This window comes from Hydrogenobacter sp. T-8, from assembly GCF_011006175.1.
GTDB classification, from domain to species: domain Bacteria; phylum Aquificota; class Aquificia; order Aquificales; family Aquificaceae; genus Pampinifervens; species Pampinifervens florentissimum.
Window position 1 is genome coordinate 844,810 of record NZ_CP048795.1, and the last position, 22,230, is coordinate 867,039.

Here is a 22,230-nt window from a genome sequence, read left to right on the forward strand (position 1 = left end):
TAATACGGAGGAGTGCATGCTCGTATTGTTGCTAATCTTACTGCTCTATACAGCTCAAGCTCATGAGCTGTGGATTGAAAGGGACGGGAACCTTTTTGTCCTCCTATACGGGCATATAAAACCAGAAAGAGGGGAAGAGGCTACGGTCAAATACTCACCAGAGCAGGTTCTTAGCTTTGAGTGTTTAGATGCGGAGGGTAATAGGCTTAAGGCTGAGCTTATAAAGGGCTATCCTCTCAAACTAAGGGGTAGTTGCCATATGGTTCAAGCGGTTTTCTCTTCTGGCTATTGGACAAAGACACCCGAGGGTCTTAAAAACCTACCAAAGGACCAGGTAAAAGACCCAATAGAGAGCTGGTATTCTTTGGAAATTGCAAGAAGGATAAATGCATGGAAGCCAAGAAGAGAACCTCTAAGCAATGAGCTGGAAATTATCCCTGTAGAAAGTCCTTTAAGCCTAAGGGTTGGTGAGAAGTTTACGGTTATAGCTTATTACAGAGGAAAGCCCCTTAGGGATGCACCTGTATATCACAATGGCAGGATAGTTGGCTCTACAGACGAAGAGGGAAGGATAAACTTAAGGGTTAGAGAAAAAGGTATTCAATTAGTGGGAGTCACTGTAAGGGAAAAGGACAGCAGTGGAAAGGCAGATTATGTGCTTAAGACCTTTTATTTGATATTTGAGGTGGAGAGATGATTCTGGCTTTGTTTTTTCTCTTAGTTTCCCTTTCCTTTTCTCATGAGCTTTTAAAGGAGGTCCGTCAGGAAGGCAACTGCACGCTTGTGCGTTTTTACTTCCAAGACGGAAGTGCCTTTTCCTACGAGGAATATGAGGTTTACAGAGAGGGCGAGAAAGTTCCCTTTCAAAAGGGCAGAAGTGATGCCCTTGGGAGGGTAGTTTTCTGCCCTGACAGGGACGGTCTTTGGCTTTTGAGGATAAGCTCTCAGGATGGGCATGGTGCAGAGCTGAGGCTCAATCTAAAGGCCGGCAGGGTAGAGAAAGACCATCGCAAGTTTGAAAGCTATCAAAGGGTTCTTTCGGCTCTTGGCTATCTTCTCGGCATCTTTGGTCTTATTAGCCTGTTTTCAAGGAGGTGGAAAAAATGAGAAGGTTAACCCTTGCATTGCTAACCCTTTCGGGCTTAACCTTTGCCCATCATGGTGTTGCCTCTCTTGGTGCGGTGGGTCTTGAAGGACCCGGTGCACCCCTTGAAAGCTCAAGCTCCGCCACACTGCCAGAAGGCTCGTGGCTTTTCTATACCAAGTTAGACAGCGTCAAGTGGAAAAAATACAGCTTTTCGGAATTTCCAGACCAAAAGGACAGGTCGGACTTTTGGATGTTCGGAGTCGGATACGGTTTTAAGCCTTGGCTTTCTCTGTATATTTTTGTCCCCTACAATGTAAAGAAGGAGCTAAGGGATGGGGGTGAAAAGAGCTTTACCAGTAAAGGTTTTGCGGATGTCTCTTTGATGGCAGTCTTAGGCTTTAAATATGACAGAGGTCTTAAGCTACTTCCAAAAAAGGAGAGCCTTGAGGATATGATGGACTGGCATTTTACCCTTTATGGTGGCATTAGCCTACCCACTGGCAACGCTAACAAGAAAGGCTATCAAGGAGAGTTTGCACCAGATATGGCTTTGGGCTTTGGAAAGCCGACGTTAACAGTAGGCTTTACAGCCACAAAGCAGTTTGTAAACCTCCCTGAGCTTACCTTTACCCTTGACACAAGCTATCTGAAGTTTTTTGAGCATAAATACAACACAGGGGACAAGTATAAGTTTGGTGATGAGGTAAGGGTAAACACTGCACTGAGTTATAGAGTTTTCAAGGATGTGCAGAGGTCTCTGAGGTTTGACCTTATTACAGAGCTTAATTATCTTCACCTTCAGAAAGATAAGGAAAATGGAACTAAGTTGGATGACTCTGGGGGCGATATACTCTACGGAGTTCTTGGTGGAAGGATGTATTACAAAAGGGCTTCACTTGGAGCTGGTGTGAAGTTTCCCCTATGGAAAGACCTAAACCAGCAGAGCCAACAGCAGGGTGCGGAAGGCAAGGAAAAATATAGGCTCATCATGACCTTTTCCTTCATGTTTTAGCCATGCATGTCCCAGATGGATTCATTGCACCTCAGGTTTTTGTGCCAGCGTATGGACTGGTTATAGGTCTTGCCTTGTATGGTTTTAAAAGGTTTAAGGAAAACCTAAACGAGAAAAGCATTCCCTACTTGGCAACCCTTTCCGCCTATGCCTTTGTCCTCAGCTCCCTTTCTTTGCCACTTCCCGGTGGGACATCCGTGCATGGAATGGGCTTTGCACCCCTTTCTATACTTTTTGGTCCATGGACAGCCTATCTGTGTATGTGTCTCGTTCTCTTACTTCAGGCGGTATTATTAGGTCATGGAGGGATAACTACCTACTCGGTGAACGCCCTCGCCATTGGCTTTGTAGGAAGCTTTTGTGCCTATGGGGTTTATAGCCTTCTAACAAAAAGAAAGTATGCCACTTTCCTCTCTGGCTTTATATCCACCCTTGCGTCCGCCCTTTTTATGTCTATTGTTCTTGGTATACATCCTTACCTTTTCACAGATGTGGACGGAAAAGCTCTCTATTTCCCCTATCCTCTCAGCATTACAATTCCTCTTCTTTTAACTTCCCATATACCAGTTGCCTTTGTGGAGGGGCTTTTAACTCAGGCGATAGTGAGCTTTGTAAGGAGGAGGGGTCTTGAAGGATAAATTTCTCCTGTTGCTTTACATGCTGGCACTTCTTCTTTTGTCCTCTCTCTCTTCTATAAAATACTTGCTCCTACTACTTTCTCTCCTTCTCCTTGCTAACGCAATATCCCTAAGGAGCAGTCTCGGAAGGGCTATTAGACCCTCTGTCCTTGCCCTTTTTACTGCCCTTTTTATATCAACACCCTACGCCCTCTGGACTGGACACTATTCCTATGCTCTTCTCCTTACCTTACGCGTGCTTAACCTTACACTTCTTACTCTTCTTGTTTTGAGAAATATAAACCTCTACTTGGCATTTGGCTTTTCAAAAACCCTTTCACAGCTTCTTGTTCTCACATCAAGCCATATACTCCTTTACAGAAGGGTTTTTTCTGAGTTTAAGGATTCCCTAAGGAGCAGAAGCCCAGAGGGTCCGCAAAGAAGGGATATGATAAACTTCTCTGGAGGTATAGGGCTTTACTTTTTTGATAGGGCTTTTAGGGATTCTGAAGAAGTGGCAAAAGCTATGAAATCAAGGGGGTTTTATATTGATTGAACTTATAGATGTTTACTACTACTATGAAAACTACACAGCTCTAAGAGGCATAAACCTGAAGATAGAAGAAGGAGAAAGGGTAGTTCTGCTTGGTATAAACGGCTCTGGAAAAAGCACCCTTCTTAAAATCCTAAACGCCTTAATCTTTCCACAAAAGGGTTCATACCTATATCGTGGCAAGAGGGTTGAAGAAAAGAGGCTAAAAGAAAGGGATTTTAGGAGAACCTTCAGAAGGGAAGTGGTTCTTCTCTTTCAAAACCCAGAGGTTATGATATTTAATCCTACAGTTTATGATGAGCTTGCCTTTTCTCTGAGACAGCTGGGGTTGGAGGAAAAGGTTATAAGGGATAAGGTTCTATACTGGGCGGAGAAGTTCAGACTTACTCCCTACTTACAAAGACCACCCTTTGAGCTGAGCACTGGTATAAAACAAAAGTTGTGCCTTGCTTGCCTTCTTGTGCTTGAGCCAAAGGTTCTTCTTCTTGATGAGCCTACCGCACATCTTGACCCAAGAACCACAGGGTGGTTTGTAGACCTTCTTTGGGAGCTCTCTTGCACCACGGTGGTTTCCACGCATAACCTAAGCCTTGCGAATGAATTGGGTAGTAGACTTTTAGTCTTGGGAGAAGACCATACTTTGGTTTACGATGGTAAGATAGAAGAGTTTTTCAAAGATAAGGAGAACCTCATAAGGGCGGGTCTTTTGCACAGGCACAGACACAGGAGCACTGGAGACTGGCATCTTCACAACCTTTGATAAAATTTTAGAAAATGGAAAAGAGTGTAAGATTTTGTGTATCTTTGCATGAGAGCCTTCTTGAGGAGCTTGACAAGAGAGTGATAAGGAGGGGTTATGCGTCAAGGTCAGAGCTGGTTAGAGACCTCATAAGAGACCTCCTATCCCAAGAAAAATGGGAAGAAAACCAAGAAGTTATCGGTGTCCTGAGCATAATATACGACCATCACGACAAAGAGTTGGTTTACAGACTTCTTGACCTTCAACACAAGCATCATGTTAATGTTCTCTGCTCCACTCATCTTCACCTTGACCATCATAACTGCCTTGAGGTAATAGTCTTAAGGGGTATGGCTGAGGAGCTTGAAAGCCTTGCAAACCAGATAGGTGGTCTGAGAGGCGTAAAACTCTCTAAGCTAAGCAGAGTTTGCCTTCCTGAGTTGTAAGCTTTGCAGAAGGTCCCAAACCCTCTCCTCTATTTCGTCCCTAACCTTTCTAAAAAATTCAAGTTTTTCTTCTATTGTTCCCTCAAAGCTTGCTGGGTCTGGAAGGTCCCAATGAACCATTTTAGAGCCGGGTAATACGGGACAGGTTTGCTTTGCACTATCGCAGAGGGTTATGACAAGGTCAAGCTCTTGGTAGGGTATAGCTTCAAGCCCCTTGGGTCTTTGAGAGGTTATGTCTATGCCCTTTTCCTTCATTACCTCTATGGCAAGGGGGTTTATTTCCTTTGCAGGATTTGAGCCAGCGGAGTATACTTGAATGTTGATTTTTAAGATTTCCGCCAGTCTTCTTGCAAAACCTTCCGCCATCTGACTTCTCGCTGAGTTGCCAGTGCATATAAAACCTATCTTCATGACTTTTATTCTATTTCTTGGATGTTAAGATTTTATTAAGATGATTAGGCTATAAAGAGGCTTATTACTAAGCCTTGAAGAAGATAGGAGAGAATCTCCCTAAGCGTTTTGGTAAAAATCTCCTTTCCTTTGTGGTTTTGGTTCTGTAGCAAAAGAGACCTTTTCTCCTGAGTCAGACATTGACCTACTTGTTATACTTGAAGACTTTAAGAGTAAAAGGGAAGAGTATGTGCGATTGTTTGAATGCCTTGAGGAAGTAAAAAGGGTAAACCCCATAATCCTTAAGAAAGAACAACTAAGAGAATCCTTATGGTTTCTATGGGATTGTAAGTTTATCATTTTGTATGACAAAGAGGGTTTCTTTGACAGTTTTGTGGAGAGGCTCATGGAGTTTCTTCGTAAAAATGTGGTGAAGGTGGAAGGGAGGATGTCCCACTACGAGGTTATAAATGGTAAACCCTGAACTTGAAAATGTTAAGATTTTATTAAAGATGAAAAGACAAGGCATTAAGGAAAGGAAAAGGCTTGAGATAATAAGGACCGCCTGCAGGTTGTTTTCCGAAAAGGGCTACTATAACACCACCATGCCGGATATAGCACAAGCAGTGGGCATGAGCGTTGGAAACCTCTACAACTACTTTGAATCTAAGGAGGAGCTGGCAAAGGAAATAATGATGACCGTTTCTGATTGGGTAGGTGAAAGGCTCAGGAAAATAAACGAGATGGAAGTTAACATGCATGAGAAGGTAAAAGGGTTTGTTAGGAGTTTTTTTGAGATAGCCATTGAAGAGCCTGAGCTTATAAGCTATTTCCTTAGGGTCTATCTGGTAAACAGAGAAGTTTTCAGCGATGGATGTGAGGGTTTTGCCTGCGTTGCAAGTGTTATAACGGAGGTTATGGTTTTTCTTAGTGATGGAATAGAAAAAGGAGAGTTTAGAAATCAGAGCTTTTATCCAGCCTTTACTATCATAATGGGAACTCTTGGTGGTATGGTCTTTCTCCATAAAGAAGGGCTTCTTGATAAGCACCTAATGGATTACATAGAAGAGGTCTCGGAGAACATATGGAGGGCGTTAAGGGCTTAACCTTCTATGGAGGGCCAGGTAAGGTGGTGTCCTGAAGGGTAAAAACCTTCTAACAAAATAGTAGCGAGCTATGTGATAGCTTGTATCAAAGCCGTAGAAGTTAAGCCTCATATTTTCAAGCTCCTCTTCTCTGTAAGACCTTAAGGGTTTTTTGCTCCAGTCTTTGAGCCTTTCTTCTTTTTTTCTCATTATAAAGTTCTCAAACTCCGCCGAGTCTACAAAGCCTTGTAGGAAGGCTTTGATTTTTTCCAGAAAGTCCTCAGGAGAATGACCTAAAACTCCGTCTATCAATCCAAGCCTGAAAGCCTTTTCAGAGCTTATGGGCATTCGGTTTTCCATTATTTCCTTTCCCTTTTCCCAGCCTACTCTTTTGGGAAGTGTGTAGGTCCAGAACTCAGAGCCATAAAGGTTTCCTATGTTCTTGTAGTGTGGGTTAAGCACCACTCCTTTTCTTGCAAAAACAAGGTCGCAACAGAGGGCAAAGAAAACACCGCCAGCTCCTGCATTGCCTCTTATGCCTGCCACGGTTAGCTTATCAAGTGTTGTAAGTATCTCCTCGCATAGGTCATCTATGGCGTTTATGTTTCTCCAAGACTCATCCGCTGGGCTTTCGGACGCTTCTATGGTATTTAGGTTCATGCCGTTGGAAAAGAAATCCTCACCACCAAGAAGGACTATAGCCTTTACGGGTCTTTTCTTTGCGTATTTTATAACATCACGCAGTCTTTCACACTGCTGGGTAGACATGGCTCCATTGTAGAACTCAAAGTCTATGTATGCTATGTTTTTGTGTTCTGTGTAAACTATCTCTCTGTAAGTGGGAAAGTCTACCGTCTCCCAAGGTTTTAGAGGCTCTTCTCTTAAACCTTCAATTAAGACCTCGGGTAAAACTCTTACTGCTGGTAGCTTTATTCCATGTCTTTCCTTTTCCCTGAGATGACCTATCCAAACAGCACCGTCCGTAGTCGCTATACACACCGCCTCGTCCCTTTTAGCTATCAATTCGCCCGGTTTACCCCTGAGATATCCTTCAGGAAAGGCATTAAAGAGATAGTATTCTTTTCCCCCTATAGAGGCGAGTGCACCGGGCTGACCATCGCCTGAGTAGACCTTTTTAAGCACATCCTCTGTGCGGTCTGTCTGCCAGTTAATAGCCCTTAGCCTCTTATCCACAGTGGGTCTAAAGCGTCCACTTTCTTGCGGTTTTACTTCCACCCTTCCCCTTTCAAGGCTTTCCATTACTTCCCACAAGCACTCAACAGCACCTTCAGTTACCTCTCTCCTGTATATGCTTGACTTTTTTGCCCTTCGCATGGGAAAGGTTCTGTATGCCCATACATCTCCCGCATCGTATTCCTCCACAGCGGAAAGCATACATACACCCCATTCCTTTTCTTCTTCAAGGATAGCCCAGTCAAGGGCATTTGGACCCCTGTCTCCTGGAGGTCCGGGATGGACAACCAAGGTTATGTAATTTTCCCAGATATCTCTTGGTATCTTTCTCTTTAAGAAGGGTGCTATAATTAGGTCAGGCTTGAAGATGCTTACCGCTTCCACCATAAGGTTTGGGTGGACATCCAACTCTATAGAGACTTCATGACCAGCCTCAGAAAGCTCGCAGTAGAACCTCTGGGAAAGGGAATTGAACCTATGGCAGAACATAAGAATCCTCATCCCTGCCACCTGTATTTGTAGTAGGCATTACAAGCACCTTCAGAGGAGACCATGCAGGAGCCTATCGGGTTTGATGGCGTGCAGACACTGGCAAAGAGCTTGCAATCCTTAGGCTGTGCAACACCTCTTATAACCTTACCGCATATGCAAGCTGGATGCTCCTTTGGTCTTGGCAGGCTGATTGAAAACCTTCTTTCGGCGTCAAAGTCCACAAACCTTGAATTTATCTTAAGAGAGCTGTAAGGTATAATGCCAAGCCCACGCCATTCAAATTCCTTTCTAAGTTCAAAGACATCCGCAACCAGTCTCTGAGCCTTGAGGTTTCCTTCTCTACTTACCGCCCTCGCATACTGGTTTTCTACCAGAGCCTTTTTCTCAGATATCTGTCTAACTATCATATAGACCGCTTGCATAACATCAAGAGGCTCAAAGCCAGAAATCACCACAGGCTTTAAAAATTCCTCCGCGAAGTATTCGTAAGGCTTAGTCCCTATTATGACGCTCACATGCCCAGGACCTATAAAGGCGTCTATCTCCACTTTTCCATACTCTCTAACTTCTGGTGCGTTGAGAATATGCTGTATTGCTGCAGGTGTGATAACATGGTTTGAAACCACAGAGAGGTTTCTTATTCCCAGCTCCTTAGCCTTTTTTATAAGCACTGCGGTTTGTGGAGTGGTGGTTTCAAAGCCTATGGCAAAAAAGACCACTTCCTTTGTCGGGTTCTCTTGGGCTATCTTTAAGGTGTCAAGGCACGAATAGACCATTCTAACATCCCTTCCCTCTGCCCTTAGGTCAAGGAGGCTCTTCCTGTTTGAGCCTGGGACTCTTAGCACATCTCCATAGGTGCAAAGTATAACCTTTTCCTGGCTTGCCAACTCAAGGGCAAGGTCAACCCTCTGCATAGGCAGGACACACACGGGACAACCCGGACCGTGAACGAAACGAACATACCCCTCAAGGAGCTGGTCTATGCCGTGCTTTAGTATGGCATGAGTGTGCCCTCCGCAAAACTCCATTATCCTTATGACCTTACCCAGATTTTCCGCAGATTCCTTTATGGCTCTCTCAAGCCTTTTTATAGCATCAGCCTCTCTAAAGCTAAGTGTAAGTTTCATCTTCCTCCTCCAGAATCTGCTCAAAGAGCTTGAGGCTTTCAAGGGCGTAGTCTTTCTCTAACTTCTGGATTGCAAAACCCACATGAACAAGAACCCAATCTCCAAGGGCTACCTCATCCTGAAGAAGCTCAAGGGATACAAGCCTTTTTGCTCCAAAGGTTTCCACCACCGCAGTATTATCTTCCCTTATCTCAACGACCTTTGAAGGCACAGCAAGGCACATGTCTACCTCCTGAATGTTCATTCATAATATAGGCTTTTAAATCTCCCCTGCATTGATTATTACCCTTTTCTAAAAAGTAATAAAAATTAGCCTTGCTTATAAGGTTCATAAGGAAATTTTAGTTGACATCAAACATGGCTGAAGGTATATTTTTGAATGAATATTCAGTTAGGAGGTGTAATATGGAGACCTTCTGGGAGACCTTTAAGCGACATGGCGTCAATAGGCGGGACTTTTTAAAGTTTGCCACCACCATAACAGGGATTATGGGGCTTTCACCTTCCATGATTCCTGAGGTGGTTAGAGCCCTGGAGACAAAGCCCAGAGTTCCAGTTATCTGGATACACGGGCTTGAATGCACATGCTGTTCTGAGTCCTTTATAAGGTCTGCAACTCCTCTTGCCTCCGATGTGGTGCTAACCATGATATCTCTTGAATACGACGATACCCTCTCAGCAGCTGCAGGGGAAGACCTGGAGAAGCACAGAAGAGAGATAATCAAGAAATACTGGGGCAATTATATCTTAGCAGTGGAGGGAAACCCACCTCTCGGCGAGGATGGTATGTATTGTATCATAGGTGGAGAGCCGTTCCTCAAGAGCCTTAAAGAGTCTGCAGAGGGTGCAAAGGCGGTTATAGCATGGGGTTCTTGTGCCAGCTGGGGCTGTGTGCAGGCAGCAAAGCCAAACCCCACCACTGCAGTTCCTATAGATAAGGTTATAAAGGACAAGCCCATAATAAAAGTTCCTGGTTGTCCGCCAATAGCGGAGGTCATGACGGGAGTTATAATGCATCTTGTCCTCTTTGACTCCATACCTCCCCTTGACGCTCAGGGAAGACCAAAACAGTTTTACGGAAATAGGATTCATGACACATGCTACAGAAGAGCCTTTTTCAACGCAGGTCAGTTTGTGGAAAGGTTTGACGACGAGGGTGCAAAAAAGGGTTGGTGCCTTTATAAGGTGGGTTGTAGGGGTCCGACTACCTACAACTCCTGCGGAAACATTCGTTGGTATAACGGGCTTTCTTACCCCATACAGGCAGGTCATGGTTGTATAGGCTGTTCGGAGGACAACTTCTGGGACAATGGACCTTTCTACCAAAGGCTTACCACCATACCAGTTCCCAATGTGGAGGCAAACGCAGACAAGGTGGGTGTAGCTGTAGCAGCTGCAGCGGCGGCTGGTGCGGTAGCCCATGGCGTTATATCAAAGTTAAGGTCAAAACCTAACAAAAAAGGAGGTGAATAATCATGGCAAGGGTTGTAGTTGACCCAGTAACAAGGATTGAGGGACACCTTAGGATTGAGCTTATAGTGGATGAAAAGTCTGGTAAGGTGGTGGATGCGGTATCCTGTGGCACCATGTGGAGGGGTATTGAGCTCATTCTCAAGGGCAGAGACCCAAGGGATGCGTGGGCTTTCGCCCAAAGAATATGCGGAGTTTGCACTTCTATACATGCCCTTGCTTCAGTTAGAGCGGTGGAAGATGCCCTTGAGATAAAAATACCAAAGAATGCCAACTACATAAGGAACATCATGTATGGCTCTCTTCAGGTCCATGACCACCTCGTCCACTTTTACCATCTCCATGCCCTTGATTGGGTATCTCCTTTGGAAGCACTAAAGGCTGACCCCGTGCAGACCGCAGTGCTTCAAAACCAGCTCCTTGAAAAATACGGTGCGGTGGCGGAGCTCATGCCTGACCCTCTGGGAAGAAGGGCATATCCGAAGAAGTTTCCAAAAGCGACACCCGGATACTTCAGAACCTTCCAAGAGAAGATAAAGAAGATAGTAGAAAGCGGTCAGCTTGGTATCTTTGCAGCACACTGGTGGGACCATCCAGACTACAAACTCCTACCACCAGAGGTTCACCTTATGGCGGTAGCCCACTACCTTAATATGCTTGATGTGCAAAGGGAATTGTTTATCCCTCAGGTAGTCTTTGGTGGCAAAAACCCACACCCTCACTACATAGTGGGCGGTATGATGTGTTCTATTTCTCTTAACGATATGAATGCACCTATAAATGTAGAAAGGCTTGCGGTGGTTGAGGATGCCATATACACACAGGCGGAGGCGGTAAACCTCTTTTACCTTGTAGACCTTTTGGCTATAGGGCACATATATGTGCAAAAGGGTCAGACCTACGGAGGAGGGCTTGCTAAGAAGAGGGTAATAGGCTATGGTGAGTTTCCCGACGAGTCTTACAGCGGAATAAAGAACGGAGACTATCACAAACAGGTGCTTTATCACTGTAACGGTGTTGTAGAAGACTTCGCAGAAGGTATAGAGAAGGCTAAGTATTATCCCCTTATGGGGAAGGACTTTGCAGACCCAGGGGTAATCCAAGAGTATGTAGCCCATTCGTGGTATAAGTATCCCGATGAAAAGAGTGGGCTTCATCCTTGGGATGGTATAACCGAGCCTAACTATACGGGTCCAAAGGAAGGAACAAAGACCCACTGGAAGTATCTTGATGAAAAGGGTAAATACTCATGGATAAAGTCTCCAAGGTGGAGGGGTAAACCTTGCGAAGTGGGACCCCTTGCAAGGTATATAGTGGTCTACACTGGTGTAAAGCAGGGTCATATAAAACCCAGTTGGATGGATGAGATGATAGTAAGGCAGATAGACTTTGTTTCTAAGGTGCTTGAATTACCCCCACATGTATGGCTTCCCACAACCGTTGGAAGGACTGCGGCGAGAGGCTTGGAGGCACAGGTGGGTGCAGCGGCGAACCTATACTTTATGAAAAAGCTCTACGATAACATAAAGGCAGGGGATACATCCGTTGCCAACATGGAAAGGTGGGAACCATCCACCTGGCCCAAAGAAGCAAAGGGTATAGGACTCACAGAGGCACCAAGGGGTGCACTTGGACACTGGGTGATAATAAAGGATGGGAAGATAGCCAACTATCAATGTGTGGTTCCCACCACATGGAACGGAGGAGCAAGAGACCCCATGGGAGGTCAGGGTGCCTTTGAAGAATGCATGAAGGACACACCCCTTAAGGTAGTCAATAAGCCCCTTGAAGTCCTCAGAGGCATCCATTCCTTTGACCCATGCCTTGCCTGTTCAACGCACCTTTATGATACAGAAGGCAAAGAGATCCTTGAGATAAGAGTTCAAGGCTCACAGCCCCTATGCTACTGAGGAGGAAAGCCATGAGAGAAGAGACAGTAAAGAGAATTTACATCTTTAGCCCATCTTTGAGGATATGGCATTGGATAAACTTTCTCTCTATCACCATCCTTTTCCTCACAGGTCTTTACATAGGAAACCCCTTTTTCATAGGCTCTACGGGTCATGAAGCAACCTACGCCTACGCCCACAACCTCACGATGGACTTTATAAGGCTTATTCACTTCTCTGCAGGCTACGTGCTTTTGTTTTCCTTCCTGTTTCGCCTCTTTATAGCCTTTTTCCACAAGGGAGACAGGCTCTTTATCCCAAAGGTCTGGAAGGGTCAGTTCTGGAAGGGTGTGGTGGAAATGCTCCTTCACTACCTTTTTATAAAGCCTTGGCATAGAACCTATATAAGAAACCCCCTCGCAAGGCTTGCCTACTTTCTCCTTTATGTAGCCCTTGCCTTAATGATAATCACGGGCTTTGCCATGTATGGACTATCTGACCCTAATGGATTCTGGGCGAAGGTCTTTGGCTGGGTTGTTCCAATGCTCGGCGGTGAGTTTATGGTTCATATGTGGCATCATTGGACTGCTTGGCTTATAGTCTTCTTTGTTATAGTGCATGTATACATGGTGGTAAGGTTTGACGTCATTGAGAAGGAAGGAGAGGTTTCCTCTATGTTTAACGGAATGAAAAACTTCAAAGAAACACCCGTGGATGTGGAGGATGTAGCTTGAGGGTGCTCCTTCTGGGTGTGGGAAACGTGCTCCTCTCAGACGAGGGGCTCGGTGTAAGGCTGGTAGAGGAGCTAAGGAGACGCTACAGGTTCTCTCCAGATGTGGAGCTTATGGATGGTGGAACGCTTGGTATAGACCTCCTTTACTTTATAGAGGGCTTTGATAGGCTTTTGCTGGTGGATGCTGTGCTGGGAGGCTCTCCTCCTGGCACTCTTTATAGGTTTGAGGGTGAAGAGGTAAAGGCTTACTTTAGAAAAAAGGTCTCCGCTCATGAGCTTGGCATTCAAGAAGTGCTTGCCATAGCCCAGATGTTGGGAAAAGCTCCGAAAGAGATAGTTCTCCTCGGTATGGAACCAGAGAGCTTAGAGATTTCCCTTGAACTTTCTGAGAGTGTAAGGTCAAGGTTTGAGGAGCTTATATCTGCGGTGTTGAGAGAGTTAGAAAGATGGGGTGTGAGCTATGAAAGAGTTGAACCTGCAGGAGTTTAAGGAGCTGATAGCCTCTGGAAAGACCTTTGTCCTTTACGTAAGGTCTGAAGCCAGAAAGAACACCATAAAAGAGGTTTTTGATACGGATGTGGTTATTCCAGAGCTTGAAAGAGTTTATGCTGATAGCCTTGAGTTCTACTCCATAAACGCAGATGAGAACATGGAAATCCTCAGAAGCTACAAACTACCTTCCTTGGTGCTTTTTTCTGAAGGGAAAGAAGTGAGGGCTCTTGAAGGTATAAGGGCATGGAGTGAGTATGTGGAGGCTCTATCATGCTTATGAACGCACCCGCTATACTAATGGAGCTGGTTCAGGCTCTTAAAGACCTTTATGAAAAGGGTGAGGAGCATATCATCTACATAAACAAACTACCCCTCTCTGAGGAAGACAGGGAGGTGCTTCTTGACGTGCTTGGAGAGGGTCAAGTTAGGATAAGCCTATCTTCAAAGGTCCAGCCTGTGGAGTGGAGAGAGACGAGCATAAGCGGTGTGTGGATAGGCGTTTTCTATGACAGAGACAACAAGCCCATACTGGAAACCATAGAGGTTTGCCACTTTCCACAGCTTGCGAAGGCTCAAAGGGAAGATATAGAGGAGTCAATTAGGGTTTTAAAGGAAAGGCTTGAAGCTATAGTCCCTCCGCTAAACCCCCAAAGACCGCCTGACCAAGACTAAGACCTCCATCGTTGGGTGGAACCTTTTGATGGGTATAGACCCTAAAGCCCGCACTTTCAAGAAGTTCCTTTATCTTGCTTACCAAAGGGTCGTTTTGCATAACGCCGCCAGAAAGGCACACCCTCTCTAAGGAGACCTCCTGAGCTACTCTAAGGCATATATGAGCCAAAGTGTTTATGAACCTTGAAACCGCTCTTACAGGCTCTCTTTCCTCAATAAGAGCGAGGAACATGAGCTTCCAGTCTATGATGCCATCTTTTAACTCAAAAGGATAAGTGTCCTTCACAGAGTAGTCATACAAGTCCTCAAGCATCATGCTCGCCTGTCCTTCGTAGCTCAAAGTGTGCCTTATGTTAAGCAATGATGCAACTGCGTCAAAAAGCCTACCAACGGAGCTCGTATAGGGTGAGTTTATGCCCCTCTTCCATGCTATGTAAAGGTTCTTAAGCTCTTTTTCCTCAAAGCACCTAAGGGTATGGAGATCAAGGTCAAGAGCCTCTTCGTGAAAAAGTTCAAAGAGTATGGAGAGGGCTACCCTTCTTGGTTCTTTTACCGCCCTTTCTCCACCTATGAGCCTAAAGGGTCTGAAATGAAAAAGCCTCATGTAGGAGCTATAATCACACTCTAAAAACTCGCCACCCCAGAGAGTGCCATCCTCACCGTAGCCCGTCCCATCCCAAGCTATACCAAGCACCTTATCCCTTAGCTGGTTCTCCGCCATACAAGAGAGAATATGTGCAAAGTGGTGCTGGACTCTTACAAGAGGTAGAGCCTTCTCTACACTAAAACCCTCCGCCCACCTTGTAGTTTCATACCTTGGATGCATATCGCACACAACAACCTCTGGCTCAAACTCATAAAGCCTCATAAGGTCAAAAACCATCTCCTCAAAGGCTTTCAAGGTCTCCAGATTTTCCACATCTCCCACATGCTGGCTGATTATCACCCTACCACCAAAGGCAAGGGCAAAGGTGTTTTTTAGCATACCCCCTACCGCAAGAACCTTTCTTTTTAGAGAAAAGGGTAGACCAACAGGCATAGGTGCGTAGCCTCTGGACCTCCTTATAGGCGTGGGAACACCACCAATAACCTTCACCACAGAATCATCGCACCTTCTTTTTATGTCTCTGTTATGAAGCAGTATAAAGTCAGAGAGCTTTGAAAGACCCTTTAGAGCCTCCTCATTATCTATAACTATGGGCTCTTCTGAAAAATTCCCAGAAGTGGCAACGAGAGGAAAGTCTAAACCTCTCAAGAGAATATGATGCAAAGGTGAGTAGGGAAGAAAAGCTCCAAGCCTTTTTAAACCCGGTGCTACAGAGGGTGCAAGACCTCCCTTGTATTTTGTCAAAACTATGGGTCTTTCTGGAAGTGTAAGAAGAAGGAGCTCAAGCTCAGAAGGCTCCGCGTATTTCTTGAGCTGTGATAGGTCTCTAAACATAACCGCAAAGGGCTTTTCTTTTCTTCTTTTCCTATCTCTGAGAAGGCTTACCACCTCCTCCCTTGTGGCATCACACATGAGATGAAATCCTCCCACACCCTTTACCGCAACTATCTTGCCATCTCTTAGTAGCTTCAATGTCAAGGTTAAAGCCTCGTCCCTCTCCGCAATGAGCTTACCCTCTGATGAGTATAGGCTTAGCCATGGACCGCACTCTGGGCATGCGTTAGGCTGAGCATGAAAGCGTCTATTAGAAGGTTCATGGTATTCCCTCTCACATTCATAGCACATTTTAAAAAACTTCATGGTGGTGTTGGGTCTATCGTAAGGCAAGCTATCTATTATGGTGAACCTTGGTCCACAGTTGGTGCAGTTTATAAAGGGATAGAGGTATCTTCTATCAGAGGGGTCAAAAAGCTCTTTAAGGCAGTCTTCGCATGTGGACATATCTGGAAGCACAAAAACCTCCTTTTGTCCTGTATCTGAGCTCTCTTTTATTTCAAAGTCTGAGTATCCCGCAGGCTGTAAAAAGCTAAAGTCCACAGAATGTATGCGAGCAAGGGTAGGCTTTTCTCTGTTTAGCTTTATGAGAAATTCCTCAAGCACTCTCCTTTCCCCCTCTACCTCTATGTATACGCCCCTTGAATCGTTTATCACAAAACCTCTAAGCCCAAGCTCCTTCGCAAGTCTATAAACAAAAGGTCTAAAGCCTACACCTTGAACTGCACCTTTTATGCTTACGCAAAGCCTTTCAAGCACTATTTAAAATATAAGCTGATGGAACTAAGGAAGATAAAGGAAGCAAAAACTGAGCTTGAAAAACATCTATTATTCCTTGCCTGGTTGTCTGAAGAATTTAGAAGAAGGGGTAAAAATCCTCCAATTCTCGTGGGTGGTAGTGCGGTTGAAGTTTACACCTACGGGTACTACATGTCTGGGGATATTGACCTTGTAGGAAACAGAGAAGTGGTTAGAGATATATTGCTTTCTACCGGCTATTTCAGAGAGCATGGAAGGCTTTTTATATCTGACGAGCTTGGGCTTTTTGTAGAGGTTCCTGACTATAGGCTTAGTGGAAGTTATGAAAAGGTCAGAAGGATTAGGACAAAGGAGCTTGAAGGGGATATATATGTTATAGGCTTGGAGGACCTAATCCTTGATAGGCTCTCCGCTTGTAAGTTCTGGAAGAGCGAAGAGGATTGTAGGATGTCTGAATTTCTAATTAGGAAGTATCTGGAAGAGCTTGATATAGAATACCTTCAAAATAGGGCGACAGAGCTTGGAGTTTATGAGGAGCTTTACGCTATATTATATCCTTATGAGGGAAATGAACATAAGCCTTGAGGACATAAGGCAAAGATACTACGAGGAAAAGCTAAAGAGGCTTGAAATGGGCTATCCTCTCAAGTTTAGAAGGACAAGACCAAGAGACCCTTTTAAGTCAAAGGCTATGGTTGAATGGCTTTTAAGAATAACACCACCTGCAAAGGATATTCTTTCTGGCGAGGCTTTTGATAGGCTTTTTAGGGAGAGGAGTAAATAAGCTCATCCTCAGAAACCTTTAAAACTACTCTTTACTAAAAAGCGGTGCAATTTCAAGAGGATTGGTATATAGCATAGCCCTTATCAAAAGCTCCTCCCTGCTTTTCTCTCCATCACAAGAATAACTCTTAAGGAACTCTTTTGGGGTCATTACTGAGGTTATAAGCCCTTTGTAGCTCTTCCAAAAATCTTTCAAGCCTTTTCAGAAAGTGAAAAAACTGAACATCTCTTATAGGTTTTATCAACTTCAAAACTTCTCTAATTTCCTCTGGCTTGATATTTTCCGCAAAAGCTACATCAATAGCATCTTCCCAGTCTTCTTGAGTTCCCCTGCGGAGCTTGCTTATTATAAAATCCACAGGAGAAAGCACATACAACTCCGCACCACCCCTTTTCAAAACATTAACCGCTCTATCTCTATATCCTGCAGGTAAAGGCACAACACCCCATCTATCTATGTCTTCACCGTAGTCCGCCCTAATGCCAAGCTCGTCAAGGACAGTCTGAAGCTCCTCTATTTTTCCTTCAAACTCCGTTATCTCAAAATCAATATCCATAGTGCTTTTTGCTTTGTTTACCTTATAGAAACTTAAAGCACTCCTTCCTATGGCTATTAGCTTGCACCTTATCCCTTTCTCAGATAACTTTTCCAACAGCCTTTCGTATACGACCCTCATACCATAACCTCTCCACAAAAGCCCTATAGTATTGATTGAGTTCTTCCTTGGGGATTTGCTTAGGCTCTTTTACCCTTAGAATCTCTTCCAGATAGGCGTTCCGCAAGTTGTATATTTCAAAGTCCCTTTTGAAAGTCCAATACCAAGATAGTGCTTTTTCAAGCTCTTGGCTGTCTTGAGGTAAACTCCTTGCGGTTTTTTCATCAAAAAGTGCGTCCAGCCATAGCCTTTTTATGAGCTCAAACTTCGCCATTAGATAAATTATAGCTTTGCACTAAGTTTCCAATTCAAGGCTCTTAAGCAAAAGGTCTCTTCCTCCTCTAATTTCTGTGTTTAGTCCACCGCACTTGGGACAGAGAGCGTTTAGCTCTTTCTTTTCAAACTCCTCCATACAGTCAAAGCAGAAAACCTTGAGCTTTTCTATCTGTATGTGAAGCTCCGCATTCTGGGCATGTGTTCCCTCTTTAAAGGTTTCAAAGGCAAGCTCAAGAAGGTGAGGCTCAACGCCAGAGAGGACACCCACAAGAAGCTCAACCTTAAGAACCCTCTTAGCACCATGAAGAGCTACCTGCTCTTCTATAAGCTCAAAGAGGCTTTGCACTATGGAAAACTCATGCATCAGCAAATCCTTGGAAGTAGCTCGCCAGCAGGTGGCTCTAAAAACCTTTTTGTTCCGTAAGGGGTTCTAAGGACAACCGCTGGTCTGCCCTCTGGCTTGACCGCATAGCCTATAAGGCTGGCTTCTTTTGCCTTCGGATGTGCCCTTAAGACCTCTAAAGCCTTCTCCGCATCTTCTCTCTTTACCGCCAATACAACTCTTCCCTCACAGGCAAGATGGTAAGGTTCTAAGCCCAAAAACTCACATAAACCAAGCACTTCCTGTCTTATAGGAATGTTCTCCTCTTCCATGAGAAAGGAAACCATAGAAGATTGAGCCCATTCATGAAGAACTGCAGATAGCCCTCCTCTTGTTGGGTCTCTCATGGCGTGAACCTCTACACCGCTTTTTAGAAGATGCTCTACCAAGTCCCAGAGAGGTTGGCAGTCGCTTCCAAAGTCTTCGCCAAATTCAAAGCCTTCCCTTTGGGCAAGCACGCAGGCACCATGGTCTCCTATAGGTCCAGAGACTATTATGGCATCGCCTTCCTTTACATTTCTACAGGATAGACCTTCGTATATGACCCCACCAATTCCAGAAGTGCTTATAAAGACACCATCTGCCTGACCCGAGGGAACAACCTTTGTATCACCTGCCACAAAGAGCACCCCAACCTCTTCTGCGGTCTGTGCCATACTTTTTACTATCCTCTCCAGCTCTTCGTAAGAAAAACCCTCTTCTATTATGAAGGAGACGGACATATAAAGGGGCTTTGCTCCCATTACCGCAAGGTCGTTCACAGTGCCTGCAACTGCCAACTTTCCTATGTCTCCACCTCTGAAAAAGAGAGGTTTCACGGTAAAGGCGTCTGTGGTGAAGGCTACCTTTGAAGAGAGCTTGATAATAGAAGAGTCCTCAAGGGCGGAGAGGATAGGATTTCCAAGGTATTTCAAGAAAAGCTCCCTTATTAACTTCCAAGTTTCCTGACCACCACCGCCTTCAGAAAGTCTTATCCTCTTCATGGTTCTACCTCAGTGGGTTGTGCATACAGAACACAGGTCAAAACTCCTCAGCACCATCTGGGCATGAAGTTTGCTTTTTAAACCAACCATCGCCTTTTCCGCTACACCAAGAAAGTTTTCACACCTTGGACCAAGGTTCCATTGGGAAGGTGTGATTATAGCGTAATCTTGTATATTTCCATTCCTTACGCTAATCCTGTGTATGAGTGTGCCTCTTGCCGCCTCCACTATGCCGTATCCTATACCCGTAGCCTTTGATGGGAACCTTCCAAGGCTTGTAGATTTCTCGTGTAGCACTTCCTTTAACCTCTCTATCCAAAGCTCTATGGCTTCAGCTATACTCCATACTTCAAGAACCCTTGCCAGCACACGCACCGCAAAGGAATCTCTGAACTCCCTATGCATACTCTTTACCATAAGGTTTCCCGACATAAGCTGTCTTGCGAGGGGTCCTGTCTCAAAGGGCATGCCTCTGTATCTTACAGGCTTAGCTCCCGAATAAGAGGGTGCATTAAGCTCTTCAATCTGGTCAACCTTCAACCTTCCATGCACTACCTTTTTCATAAAGTAGCCACAGGGGGCATAAAGACCGCCACCGCTTATAAGCCTGTTGTAAGAGCTTCCCAAGGTGAGCAAACCTTCCCTATGGCAAAGCTCAAGGAAAAGCCCAGCATCACCATTGAGTTTCCGCCAGCTACCTTCCTTTAAACACTTGACAAACTCAGCCTCTTCCATGCCTACCACATAGCTTAGGAAAAAGTGCTTCAGCTCAAGAAGTATCTGCCTAAGGGATGTTAGCTCTTTGACAGAGGGTTCTGAGGTTATGCCACCGGGAATGGCGTAGGATGAATGGGGCCACTGACCAGAAAAAAGGGCTATCCCCATTGTTATCCTTGAAGCTATCCGTATTGCACTGTGCCATCTTTCACCTTTAAAGGGCTCGTAAAGACCTCTGAGCCTTTCTTCCAAAAGAATAAAGTCAGGCATCATAAACAGGTAAAACCATTTCACGTGGTTCTGTAGAACTTCAAGGCTTTGTGTTATGTTTCTTACGAGCCTTGCCTTCTCCGTTGGCTTTATACCCAGGGCATCCTCTATTGCTTTAACTGACGCTATAAGATGTGCATGACCGCATATGCCACAGACCCTCGGTGTTATCACGAGGGCGTCCATGTAGTGCCTTCCCACAAGAACCCTTTCTATACCCCTCACGGAGGCAATGCATACCTTCGCATCTTCTATAATACCATCCTTCCAAAAAAGCTCAAGCCTTGCTTCTCCTTCAACCCTTGGAAGTTCTAAGTTTTCAACCTTCACCCTTTAACCTCTCTGGTGCAAACATCTTGGCTATGCCCGAGAGCATTATGTATCCTCTCTTTGAAACACCTATGGGAAGCTCCGCAGGAATGCCTGCATACTGCTTTGTCTCCCAAAGACCCAATCTTGGAAAGTCATACTCTGTGCATCCAAAGCAGGGTGTCCCCGCCCTTGTCTTTGAGCTAACCCCGTTCCAAAGTATGGTATTACAGGAGCTGTAGCTAAGTGGTCCTCTACAGCCAAAGTGATAAAAAAGACATCCTCTCTTTGAGCCTAACTCCTCCGCCTCCACCTTCCATTCAAAGTATTCGTTCCTCGTGCATCCCCAGTGGGTAAGGGAAGAGTAGAATTCCTTAGGTCTGCCCCACTGGTCAAGCTCTGGCTTTATACCCTCCGCAAGCATAAGCATGGTTCCCACTATCCATTCTGGATGTGCTGGACAGCCAGAGAGGTTTATCACCGGCATACCACTTCTTGACTTAAAACCCTCATCCAGCAGTCCCTTTCTTTCCTTGAACCTATAAGAAAGACCACATACAGTCTCATCCGCAAGGGCTGGAATGTTTCCATAAACCGCACAGTTTCCAACCGCTATTACATATTTGGCAATTTTACACAGCTCTCTTGTTTCTACTTCATCGGTTCTCACCGCACCCTCCACTATGAGTATGTCAATCCCCTCACCGCTCTTTATAAGCTCTTCAACCGCCTCTTCTTGAGCTTTGAGAGAAAGGCTGGGATGATAAAGAAATTCAAGCCTCTTAGAGAGAATGTGAAGGCTTTCATAGTTCAGAAAAGAGTGTGTATTCCCACAACAGGTAAGCCTCTGAAGCCAGAAAACTCTCATACCAAACTTTTTCTAAAGGCTTTTACCTTAAATCGGAGATATTCAAGCCACTCCTCCATACCCTCTCCAGTCTTTGCGGATAGCCTTATAACATCTATAGAAGGATTAACCTTTCTTGCAGACCTGATTGCCTTCTCTACGCTAAAGTCCACATATGGCAGGAGGTCTGTTTTTGTTATCACCATTAGCTGTGCACTTTTGAACATAACAGGATACTTCTCTGGCTTGTCATCACCTTCTACTACAGAGAGAAGAACCACGTTCATGTGAGCTCCCACGTCATAGCTGGCGGGACACACAAGGTTTCCCACATTTTCTATAAAAACAAGGTCAAGACCTTCAAGTGGTAGCTCATGTATACCCTCGTGCACCATAAAGGCATCAAGATGGCATGCAGAACCTGTGCTTATCTGCACCGCAGGTGCGCCCTTTGCCCTTATCCTCTGAGCGTCTCTGTCCGTTTCCAAATCGCCTTCTATAACTCCTACTCTTAGGTCTGAAAGGGACTCAATGGTCTTTTCAAGCAGTGAAGTTTTTCCCGCACCCGGTGAAGACATAAGGTTTATGGCAAATACACCATGCTCCTCAAAATGCTCTCTGTTCTCCTCCGCCTGAAGGTCGTTCCTTTCAAGCACCTTTTTGAAAAGGTTTACCTCTTCTCTATGGCTGTGTTCATGCTTATGGTTTATGGAACATCCACACTCTTGACACATGATTTCCTCCTGAATGGTTATTCATTAAATATAGACCTCTAACTGGCTTCGTCAACAAGGTTAGGAAGTGCTTTG

29 protein-coding genes are annotated in these 22,230 nt (G+C 44.9%); 17 read left to right on the plus strand and 12 right to left on the minus strand.

Translation table 11 applies throughout. From position 1 onward, the window contains the following. Positions 1-16 precede the first annotated feature (16 nt). From G3M65_RS04950 to nikR, 7 genes are read left to right on the plus strand one after another with little or no spacing between them, the layout of a single operon-like run. Positions 17-697: a DUF4198 domain-containing protein gene (locus G3M65_RS04950; protein ID WP_173833485.1), complete on the plus strand. Its 681-nt coding sequence runs from the start codon at positions 17-19 to the stop codon at positions 695-697. Further along, positions 694-1,107, plus strand: a complete 414-nt coding sequence (locus G3M65_RS04955) for a hypothetical protein (RefSeq protein ID WP_254426318.1) — start codon at positions 694-696, stop codon at positions 1,105-1,107. Before G3M65_RS04950 ends, G3M65_RS04955 begins: the two co-directional genes overlap by 4 nt. Next, a complete protein-coding gene (locus G3M65_RS04960; RefSeq protein WP_173833486.1) occupies positions 1,104-2,099 on the plus strand; it encodes a transporter in 996 nt (331 codons plus the stop codon). Before G3M65_RS04955 ends, G3M65_RS04960 begins: the two co-directional genes overlap by 4 nt. 2 nt (positions 2,100-2,101) lie before the next feature. Continuing rightward, complete coding sequence (locus G3M65_RS04965; RefSeq protein WP_173833487.1) at positions 2,102-2,737, plus strand: energy-coupling factor ABC transporter permease; 636 nt, start codon at positions 2,102-2,104, stop codon at positions 2,735-2,737. Further along, a complete protein-coding gene (locus G3M65_RS04970; protein WP_173833488.1) occupies positions 2,727-3,272 on the plus strand; it encodes an ABC transporter permease in 546 nt (181 codons plus the stop codon). The genes G3M65_RS04965 and G3M65_RS04970 overlap by 11 nt, the downstream gene beginning before the upstream one ends. Continuing rightward, positions 3,265-4,029 (plus strand): energy-coupling factor ABC transporter ATP-binding protein, encoded by a 765-nt coding sequence (locus tag G3M65_RS04975; RefSeq protein ID WP_173833489.1) that lies wholly within the window; start codon positions 3,265-3,267, stop codon positions 4,027-4,029. Before G3M65_RS04970 ends, G3M65_RS04975 begins: the two co-directional genes overlap by 8 nt. A 14-nt stretch (positions 4,030-4,043) precedes the next feature. Next, positions 4,044-4,454, plus strand: a complete 411-nt coding sequence (nikR, locus tag G3M65_RS04980; protein ID WP_173833490.1) for a nickel-responsive transcriptional regulator NikR — start codon at positions 4,044-4,046, stop codon at positions 4,452-4,454. Here nikR and G3M65_RS04985 read toward each other — a convergent pair. Beyond that, positions 4,425-4,865 (minus strand): arsenate reductase ArsC, encoded by a 441-nt coding sequence (locus G3M65_RS04985; RefSeq protein ID WP_173833491.1) that lies wholly within the window; start codon positions 4,863-4,865, stop codon positions 4,425-4,427. The genes nikR and G3M65_RS04985 overlap by 30 nt on opposite strands. Before the next feature lie 193 nt (positions 4,866-5,058). Between G3M65_RS04985 and G3M65_RS04990 the strand changes: the two genes are divergently transcribed. Continuing rightward, positions 5,059-5,328 (plus strand): hypothetical protein, encoded by a 270-nt coding sequence (locus tag G3M65_RS04990; protein WP_254426326.1) that lies wholly within the window; start codon positions 5,059-5,061, stop codon positions 5,326-5,328. After that, the gene (locus G3M65_RS04995) at positions 5,315-5,950 is read left to right on the plus strand and encodes a TetR/AcrR family transcriptional regulator (RefSeq protein WP_254426319.1); all 636 of its coding nucleotides are present in this window, start codon (positions 5,315-5,317) and stop codon (positions 5,948-5,950) included. Before G3M65_RS04990 ends, G3M65_RS04995 begins: the two co-directional genes overlap by 14 nt. Here G3M65_RS04995 and G3M65_RS05000 read toward each other — a convergent pair. The 3 genes from G3M65_RS05000 to G3M65_RS05010 are packed head-to-tail and all read right to left on the minus strand — an operon-like array spanning position 5,939 to position 8,986. Continuing rightward, positions 5,939-7,624, minus strand: coding sequence for a hydrogenase maturation protein (locus tag G3M65_RS05000; RefSeq protein WP_173833492.1), 1,686 nt, complete (start codon positions 7,622-7,624; stop codon positions 5,939-5,941). The two genes, G3M65_RS04995 and G3M65_RS05000, sit on opposite strands and share 12 nt — an antisense overlap. After that, positions 7,621-8,742, minus strand: coding sequence for a hydrogenase formation protein HypD (gene hypD, locus G3M65_RS05005; protein ID WP_173833493.1), 1,122 nt, complete (start codon positions 8,740-8,742; stop codon positions 7,621-7,623). Before hypD ends, G3M65_RS05000 begins: the two co-directional genes overlap by 4 nt. Next, positions 8,726-8,986 carry a HypC/HybG/HupF family hydrogenase formation chaperone gene (locus G3M65_RS05010; RefSeq protein ID WP_497707019.1) on the minus strand — a complete coding sequence of 87 codons (261 nt, stop codon included), beginning with the start codon at positions 8,984-8,986 and terminating at the stop codon, positions 8,726-8,728. Before G3M65_RS05010 ends, hypD begins: the two co-directional genes overlap by 17 nt. A gap of 161 nt (positions 8,987-9,147) precedes the next feature. On the opposite strand from G3M65_RS05010, the gene G3M65_RS05015 reads away from it, so the two are divergent. From G3M65_RS05015 to G3M65_RS05040, 6 genes are read left to right on the plus strand one after another with little or no spacing between them, the layout of a single operon-like run. Further along, positions 9,148-10,215 carry a hydrogenase small subunit gene (locus G3M65_RS05015; RefSeq protein ID WP_173833494.1) on the plus strand — a complete coding sequence of 356 codons (1,068 nt, stop codon included), beginning with the start codon at positions 9,148-9,150 and terminating at the stop codon, positions 10,213-10,215. A 2-nt stretch (positions 10,216-10,217) separates the two neighbouring features. Beyond that, complete coding sequence (locus G3M65_RS05020) at positions 10,218-12,122, plus strand: nickel-dependent hydrogenase large subunit (protein ID WP_173833495.1); 1,905 nt, start codon at positions 10,218-10,220, stop codon at positions 12,120-12,122. 11 nt (positions 12,123-12,133) lie between these two features. Beyond that, a complete protein-coding gene (cybH, locus tag G3M65_RS05025; RefSeq protein WP_173833496.1) occupies positions 12,134-12,835 on the plus strand; it encodes a Ni/Fe-hydrogenase, b-type cytochrome subunit in 702 nt (233 codons plus the stop codon). A 2-nt stretch (positions 12,836-12,837) separates the two neighbouring features. After that, positions 12,838-13,323 carry a HyaD/HybD family hydrogenase maturation endopeptidase gene (locus G3M65_RS05030; protein WP_254426327.1) on the plus strand — a complete coding sequence of 162 codons (486 nt, stop codon included), beginning with the start codon at positions 12,838-12,840 and terminating at the stop codon, positions 13,321-13,323. Further along, positions 13,295-13,606: a thioredoxin domain-containing protein gene (locus tag G3M65_RS05035; protein WP_173833498.1), complete on the plus strand. Its 312-nt coding sequence runs from the start codon at positions 13,295-13,297 to the stop codon at positions 13,604-13,606. Before G3M65_RS05030 ends, G3M65_RS05035 begins: the two co-directional genes overlap by 29 nt. Beyond that, positions 13,597-13,998, plus strand: a complete 402-nt coding sequence (locus G3M65_RS05040) for a hydrogenase expression/formation protein (RefSeq protein ID WP_173833499.1) — start codon at positions 13,597-13,599, stop codon at positions 13,996-13,998. Before G3M65_RS05035 ends, G3M65_RS05040 begins: the two co-directional genes overlap by 10 nt. Here G3M65_RS05040 and hypF read toward each other — a convergent pair. Beyond that, positions 13,952-16,198, minus strand: coding sequence for a carbamoyltransferase HypF (hypF, locus tag G3M65_RS05045; protein WP_173833500.1), 2,247 nt, complete (start codon positions 16,196-16,198; stop codon positions 13,952-13,954). The genes G3M65_RS05040 and hypF overlap by 47 nt on opposite strands. Positions 16,199-16,216: 18 nt before the next feature. On the opposite strand from hypF, the gene G3M65_RS05050 reads away from it, so the two are divergent. Both G3M65_RS05050 and G3M65_RS05055 read left to right on the plus strand, forming a co-directional pair. Further along, positions 16,217-16,783 carry a nucleotidyltransferase family protein gene (locus G3M65_RS05050; RefSeq protein ID WP_173833501.1) on the plus strand — a complete coding sequence of 189 codons (567 nt, stop codon included), beginning with the start codon at positions 16,217-16,219 and terminating at the stop codon, positions 16,781-16,783. After that, positions 16,758-16,982: a hypothetical protein gene (locus G3M65_RS05055; RefSeq protein WP_173833502.1), complete on the plus strand. Its 225-nt coding sequence runs from the start codon at positions 16,758-16,760 to the stop codon at positions 16,980-16,982. Before G3M65_RS05050 ends, G3M65_RS05055 begins: the two co-directional genes overlap by 26 nt. A gap of 127 nt (positions 16,983-17,109) precedes the next feature. On the opposite strand, the gene G3M65_RS05060 is transcribed toward G3M65_RS05055, so the two are convergent. Genes G3M65_RS05060 through hypB form a run of 7 tightly spaced genes read right to left on the minus strand, consistent with a single transcriptional unit; the run spans position 17,110 to position 22,155 of the window. Next, positions 17,110-17,658, minus strand: coding sequence for a DUF6036 family nucleotidyltransferase (locus tag G3M65_RS05060; RefSeq protein WP_173833503.1), 549 nt, complete (start codon positions 17,656-17,658; stop codon positions 17,110-17,112). Next, entirely contained in the window at positions 17,618-17,911 is a 294-nt protein-coding gene (locus G3M65_RS05065) for a hypothetical protein (RefSeq protein ID WP_173833504.1), read from the minus strand. The genes G3M65_RS05060 and G3M65_RS05065 overlap by 41 nt, the downstream gene beginning before the upstream one ends. A gap of 21 nt (positions 17,912-17,932) precedes the next feature. Then, positions 17,933-18,277, minus strand: a complete 345-nt coding sequence (hypA, locus tag G3M65_RS05070) for a hydrogenase maturation nickel metallochaperone HypA (protein WP_173833505.1) — start codon at positions 18,275-18,277, stop codon at positions 17,933-17,935. Then, a complete protein-coding gene (gene hypE, locus G3M65_RS05075; RefSeq protein WP_173833506.1) occupies positions 18,277-19,278 on the minus strand; it encodes a hydrogenase expression/formation protein HypE in 1,002 nt (333 codons plus the stop codon). Before hypE ends, hypA begins: the two co-directional genes overlap by 1 nt. A gap of 9 nt (positions 19,279-19,287) precedes the next feature. Further along, positions 19,288-20,595, minus strand: a complete 1,308-nt coding sequence (locus G3M65_RS05080; RefSeq protein WP_173833507.1) for a nickel-dependent hydrogenase large subunit — start codon at positions 20,593-20,595, stop codon at positions 19,288-19,290. After that, complete coding sequence (locus G3M65_RS05085; protein ID WP_173833508.1) at positions 20,585-21,442, minus strand: NADH-quinone oxidoreductase subunit B family protein; 858 nt, start codon at positions 21,440-21,442, stop codon at positions 20,585-20,587. The genes G3M65_RS05080 and G3M65_RS05085 overlap by 11 nt, the downstream gene beginning before the upstream one ends. Next, positions 21,439-22,155 (minus strand): hydrogenase nickel incorporation protein HypB, encoded by a 717-nt coding sequence (gene hypB / locus G3M65_RS05090; protein ID WP_173833509.1) that lies wholly within the window; start codon positions 22,153-22,155, stop codon positions 21,439-21,441. The genes G3M65_RS05085 and hypB overlap by 4 nt, the downstream gene beginning before the upstream one ends. Positions 22,156-22,230: the final 75 nt, after the last annotated feature.

What these genes read in the sequence shown, in the direction of transcription:
- G3M65_RS04950 (WP_173833485.1), top strand. Translation starts at nt 17, where the DNA reads ATGCTCGTATTGTTGCTAATCTTACTGCTCTATACAGCTCAAGCTCAT.
- G3M65_RS04955 (WP_254426318.1), top strand. Translation starts at nt 694, where the DNA reads ATGATTCTGGCTTTGTTTTTTCTCTTAGTTTCCCTTTCCTTTTCTCAT.
- G3M65_RS04960 (WP_173833486.1), top strand. Translation starts at nt 1,104, where the DNA reads ATGAGAAGGTTAACCCTTGCATTGCTAACCCTTTCGGGCTTAACCTTT.
- G3M65_RS04965 (WP_173833487.1), top strand. Translation starts at nt 2,102, where the DNA reads ATGCATGTCCCAGATGGATTCATTGCACCTCAGGTTTTTGTGCCAGCG.
- nikR (WP_173833490.1), top strand. Translation starts at nt 4,044, where the DNA reads ATGGAAAAGAGTGTAAGATTTTGTGTATCTTTGCATGAGAGCCTTCTT.
- G3M65_RS04985 (WP_173833491.1), bottom strand. Translation starts at nt 4,865, where the DNA reads ATGAAGATAGGTTTTATATGCACTGGCAACTCAGCGAGAAGTCAGATG.
- G3M65_RS04995 (WP_254426319.1), top strand. Translation starts at nt 5,315, where the DNA reads ATGGTAAACCCTGAACTTGAAAATGTTAAGATTTTATTAAAGATGAAA.
- G3M65_RS05000 (WP_173833492.1), bottom strand. Translation starts at nt 7,624, where the DNA reads ATGAGGATTCTTATGTTCTGCCATAGGTTCAATTCCCTTTCCCAGAGG.
- hypD (WP_173833493.1), bottom strand. Translation starts at nt 8,742, where the DNA reads ATGAAACTTACACTTAGCTTTAGAGAGGCTGATGCTATAAAAAGGCTT.
- G3M65_RS05010 (WP_497707019.1), bottom strand. Translation starts at nt 8,986, where the DNA reads ATGAACATTCAGGAGGTAGACATGTGCCTTGCTGTGCCTTCAAAGGTC.
- G3M65_RS05015 (WP_173833494.1), top strand. Translation starts at nt 9,148, where the DNA reads ATGGAGACCTTCTGGGAGACCTTTAAGCGACATGGCGTCAATAGGCGG.
- G3M65_RS05020 (WP_173833495.1), top strand. Translation starts at nt 10,218, where the DNA reads ATGGCAAGGGTTGTAGTTGACCCAGTAACAAGGATTGAGGGACACCTT.
- cybH (WP_173833496.1), top strand. Translation starts at nt 12,134, where the DNA reads ATGAGAGAAGAGACAGTAAAGAGAATTTACATCTTTAGCCCATCTTTG.
- G3M65_RS05035 (WP_173833498.1), top strand. Translation starts at nt 13,295, where the DNA reads ATGAAAGAGTTGAACCTGCAGGAGTTTAAGGAGCTGATAGCCTCTGGA.
- G3M65_RS05040 (WP_173833499.1), top strand. Translation starts at nt 13,597, where the DNA reads ATGCTTATGAACGCACCCGCTATACTAATGGAGCTGGTTCAGGCTCTT.
- G3M65_RS05050 (WP_173833501.1), top strand. Translation starts at nt 16,217, where the DNA reads ATGGAACTAAGGAAGATAAAGGAAGCAAAAACTGAGCTTGAAAAACAT.
- G3M65_RS05055 (WP_173833502.1), top strand. Translation starts at nt 16,758, where the DNA reads ATGAGGGAAATGAACATAAGCCTTGAGGACATAAGGCAAAGATACTAC.
- G3M65_RS05060 (WP_173833503.1), bottom strand. Translation starts at nt 17,658, where the DNA reads ATGAGGGTCGTATACGAAAGGCTGTTGGAAAAGTTATCTGAGAAAGGG.
- G3M65_RS05065 (WP_173833504.1), bottom strand. Translation starts at nt 17,911, where the DNA reads ATGGCGAAGTTTGAGCTCATAAAAAGGCTATGGCTGGACGCACTTTTT.
- hypA (WP_173833505.1), bottom strand. Translation starts at nt 18,277, where the DNA reads ATGCATGAGTTTTCCATAGTGCAAAGCCTCTTTGAGCTTATAGAAGAG.
- hypE (WP_173833506.1), bottom strand. Translation starts at nt 19,278, where the DNA reads ATGAAGAGGATAAGACTTTCTGAAGGCGGTGGTGGTCAGGAAACTTGG.
- G3M65_RS05085 (WP_173833508.1), bottom strand. Translation starts at nt 21,442, where the DNA reads ATGAGAGTTTTCTGGCTTCAGAGGCTTACCTGTTGTGGGAATACACAC.
- hypB (WP_173833509.1), bottom strand. Translation starts at nt 22,155, where the DNA reads ATGTGTCAAGAGTGTGGATGTTCCATAAACCATAAGCATGAACACAGC.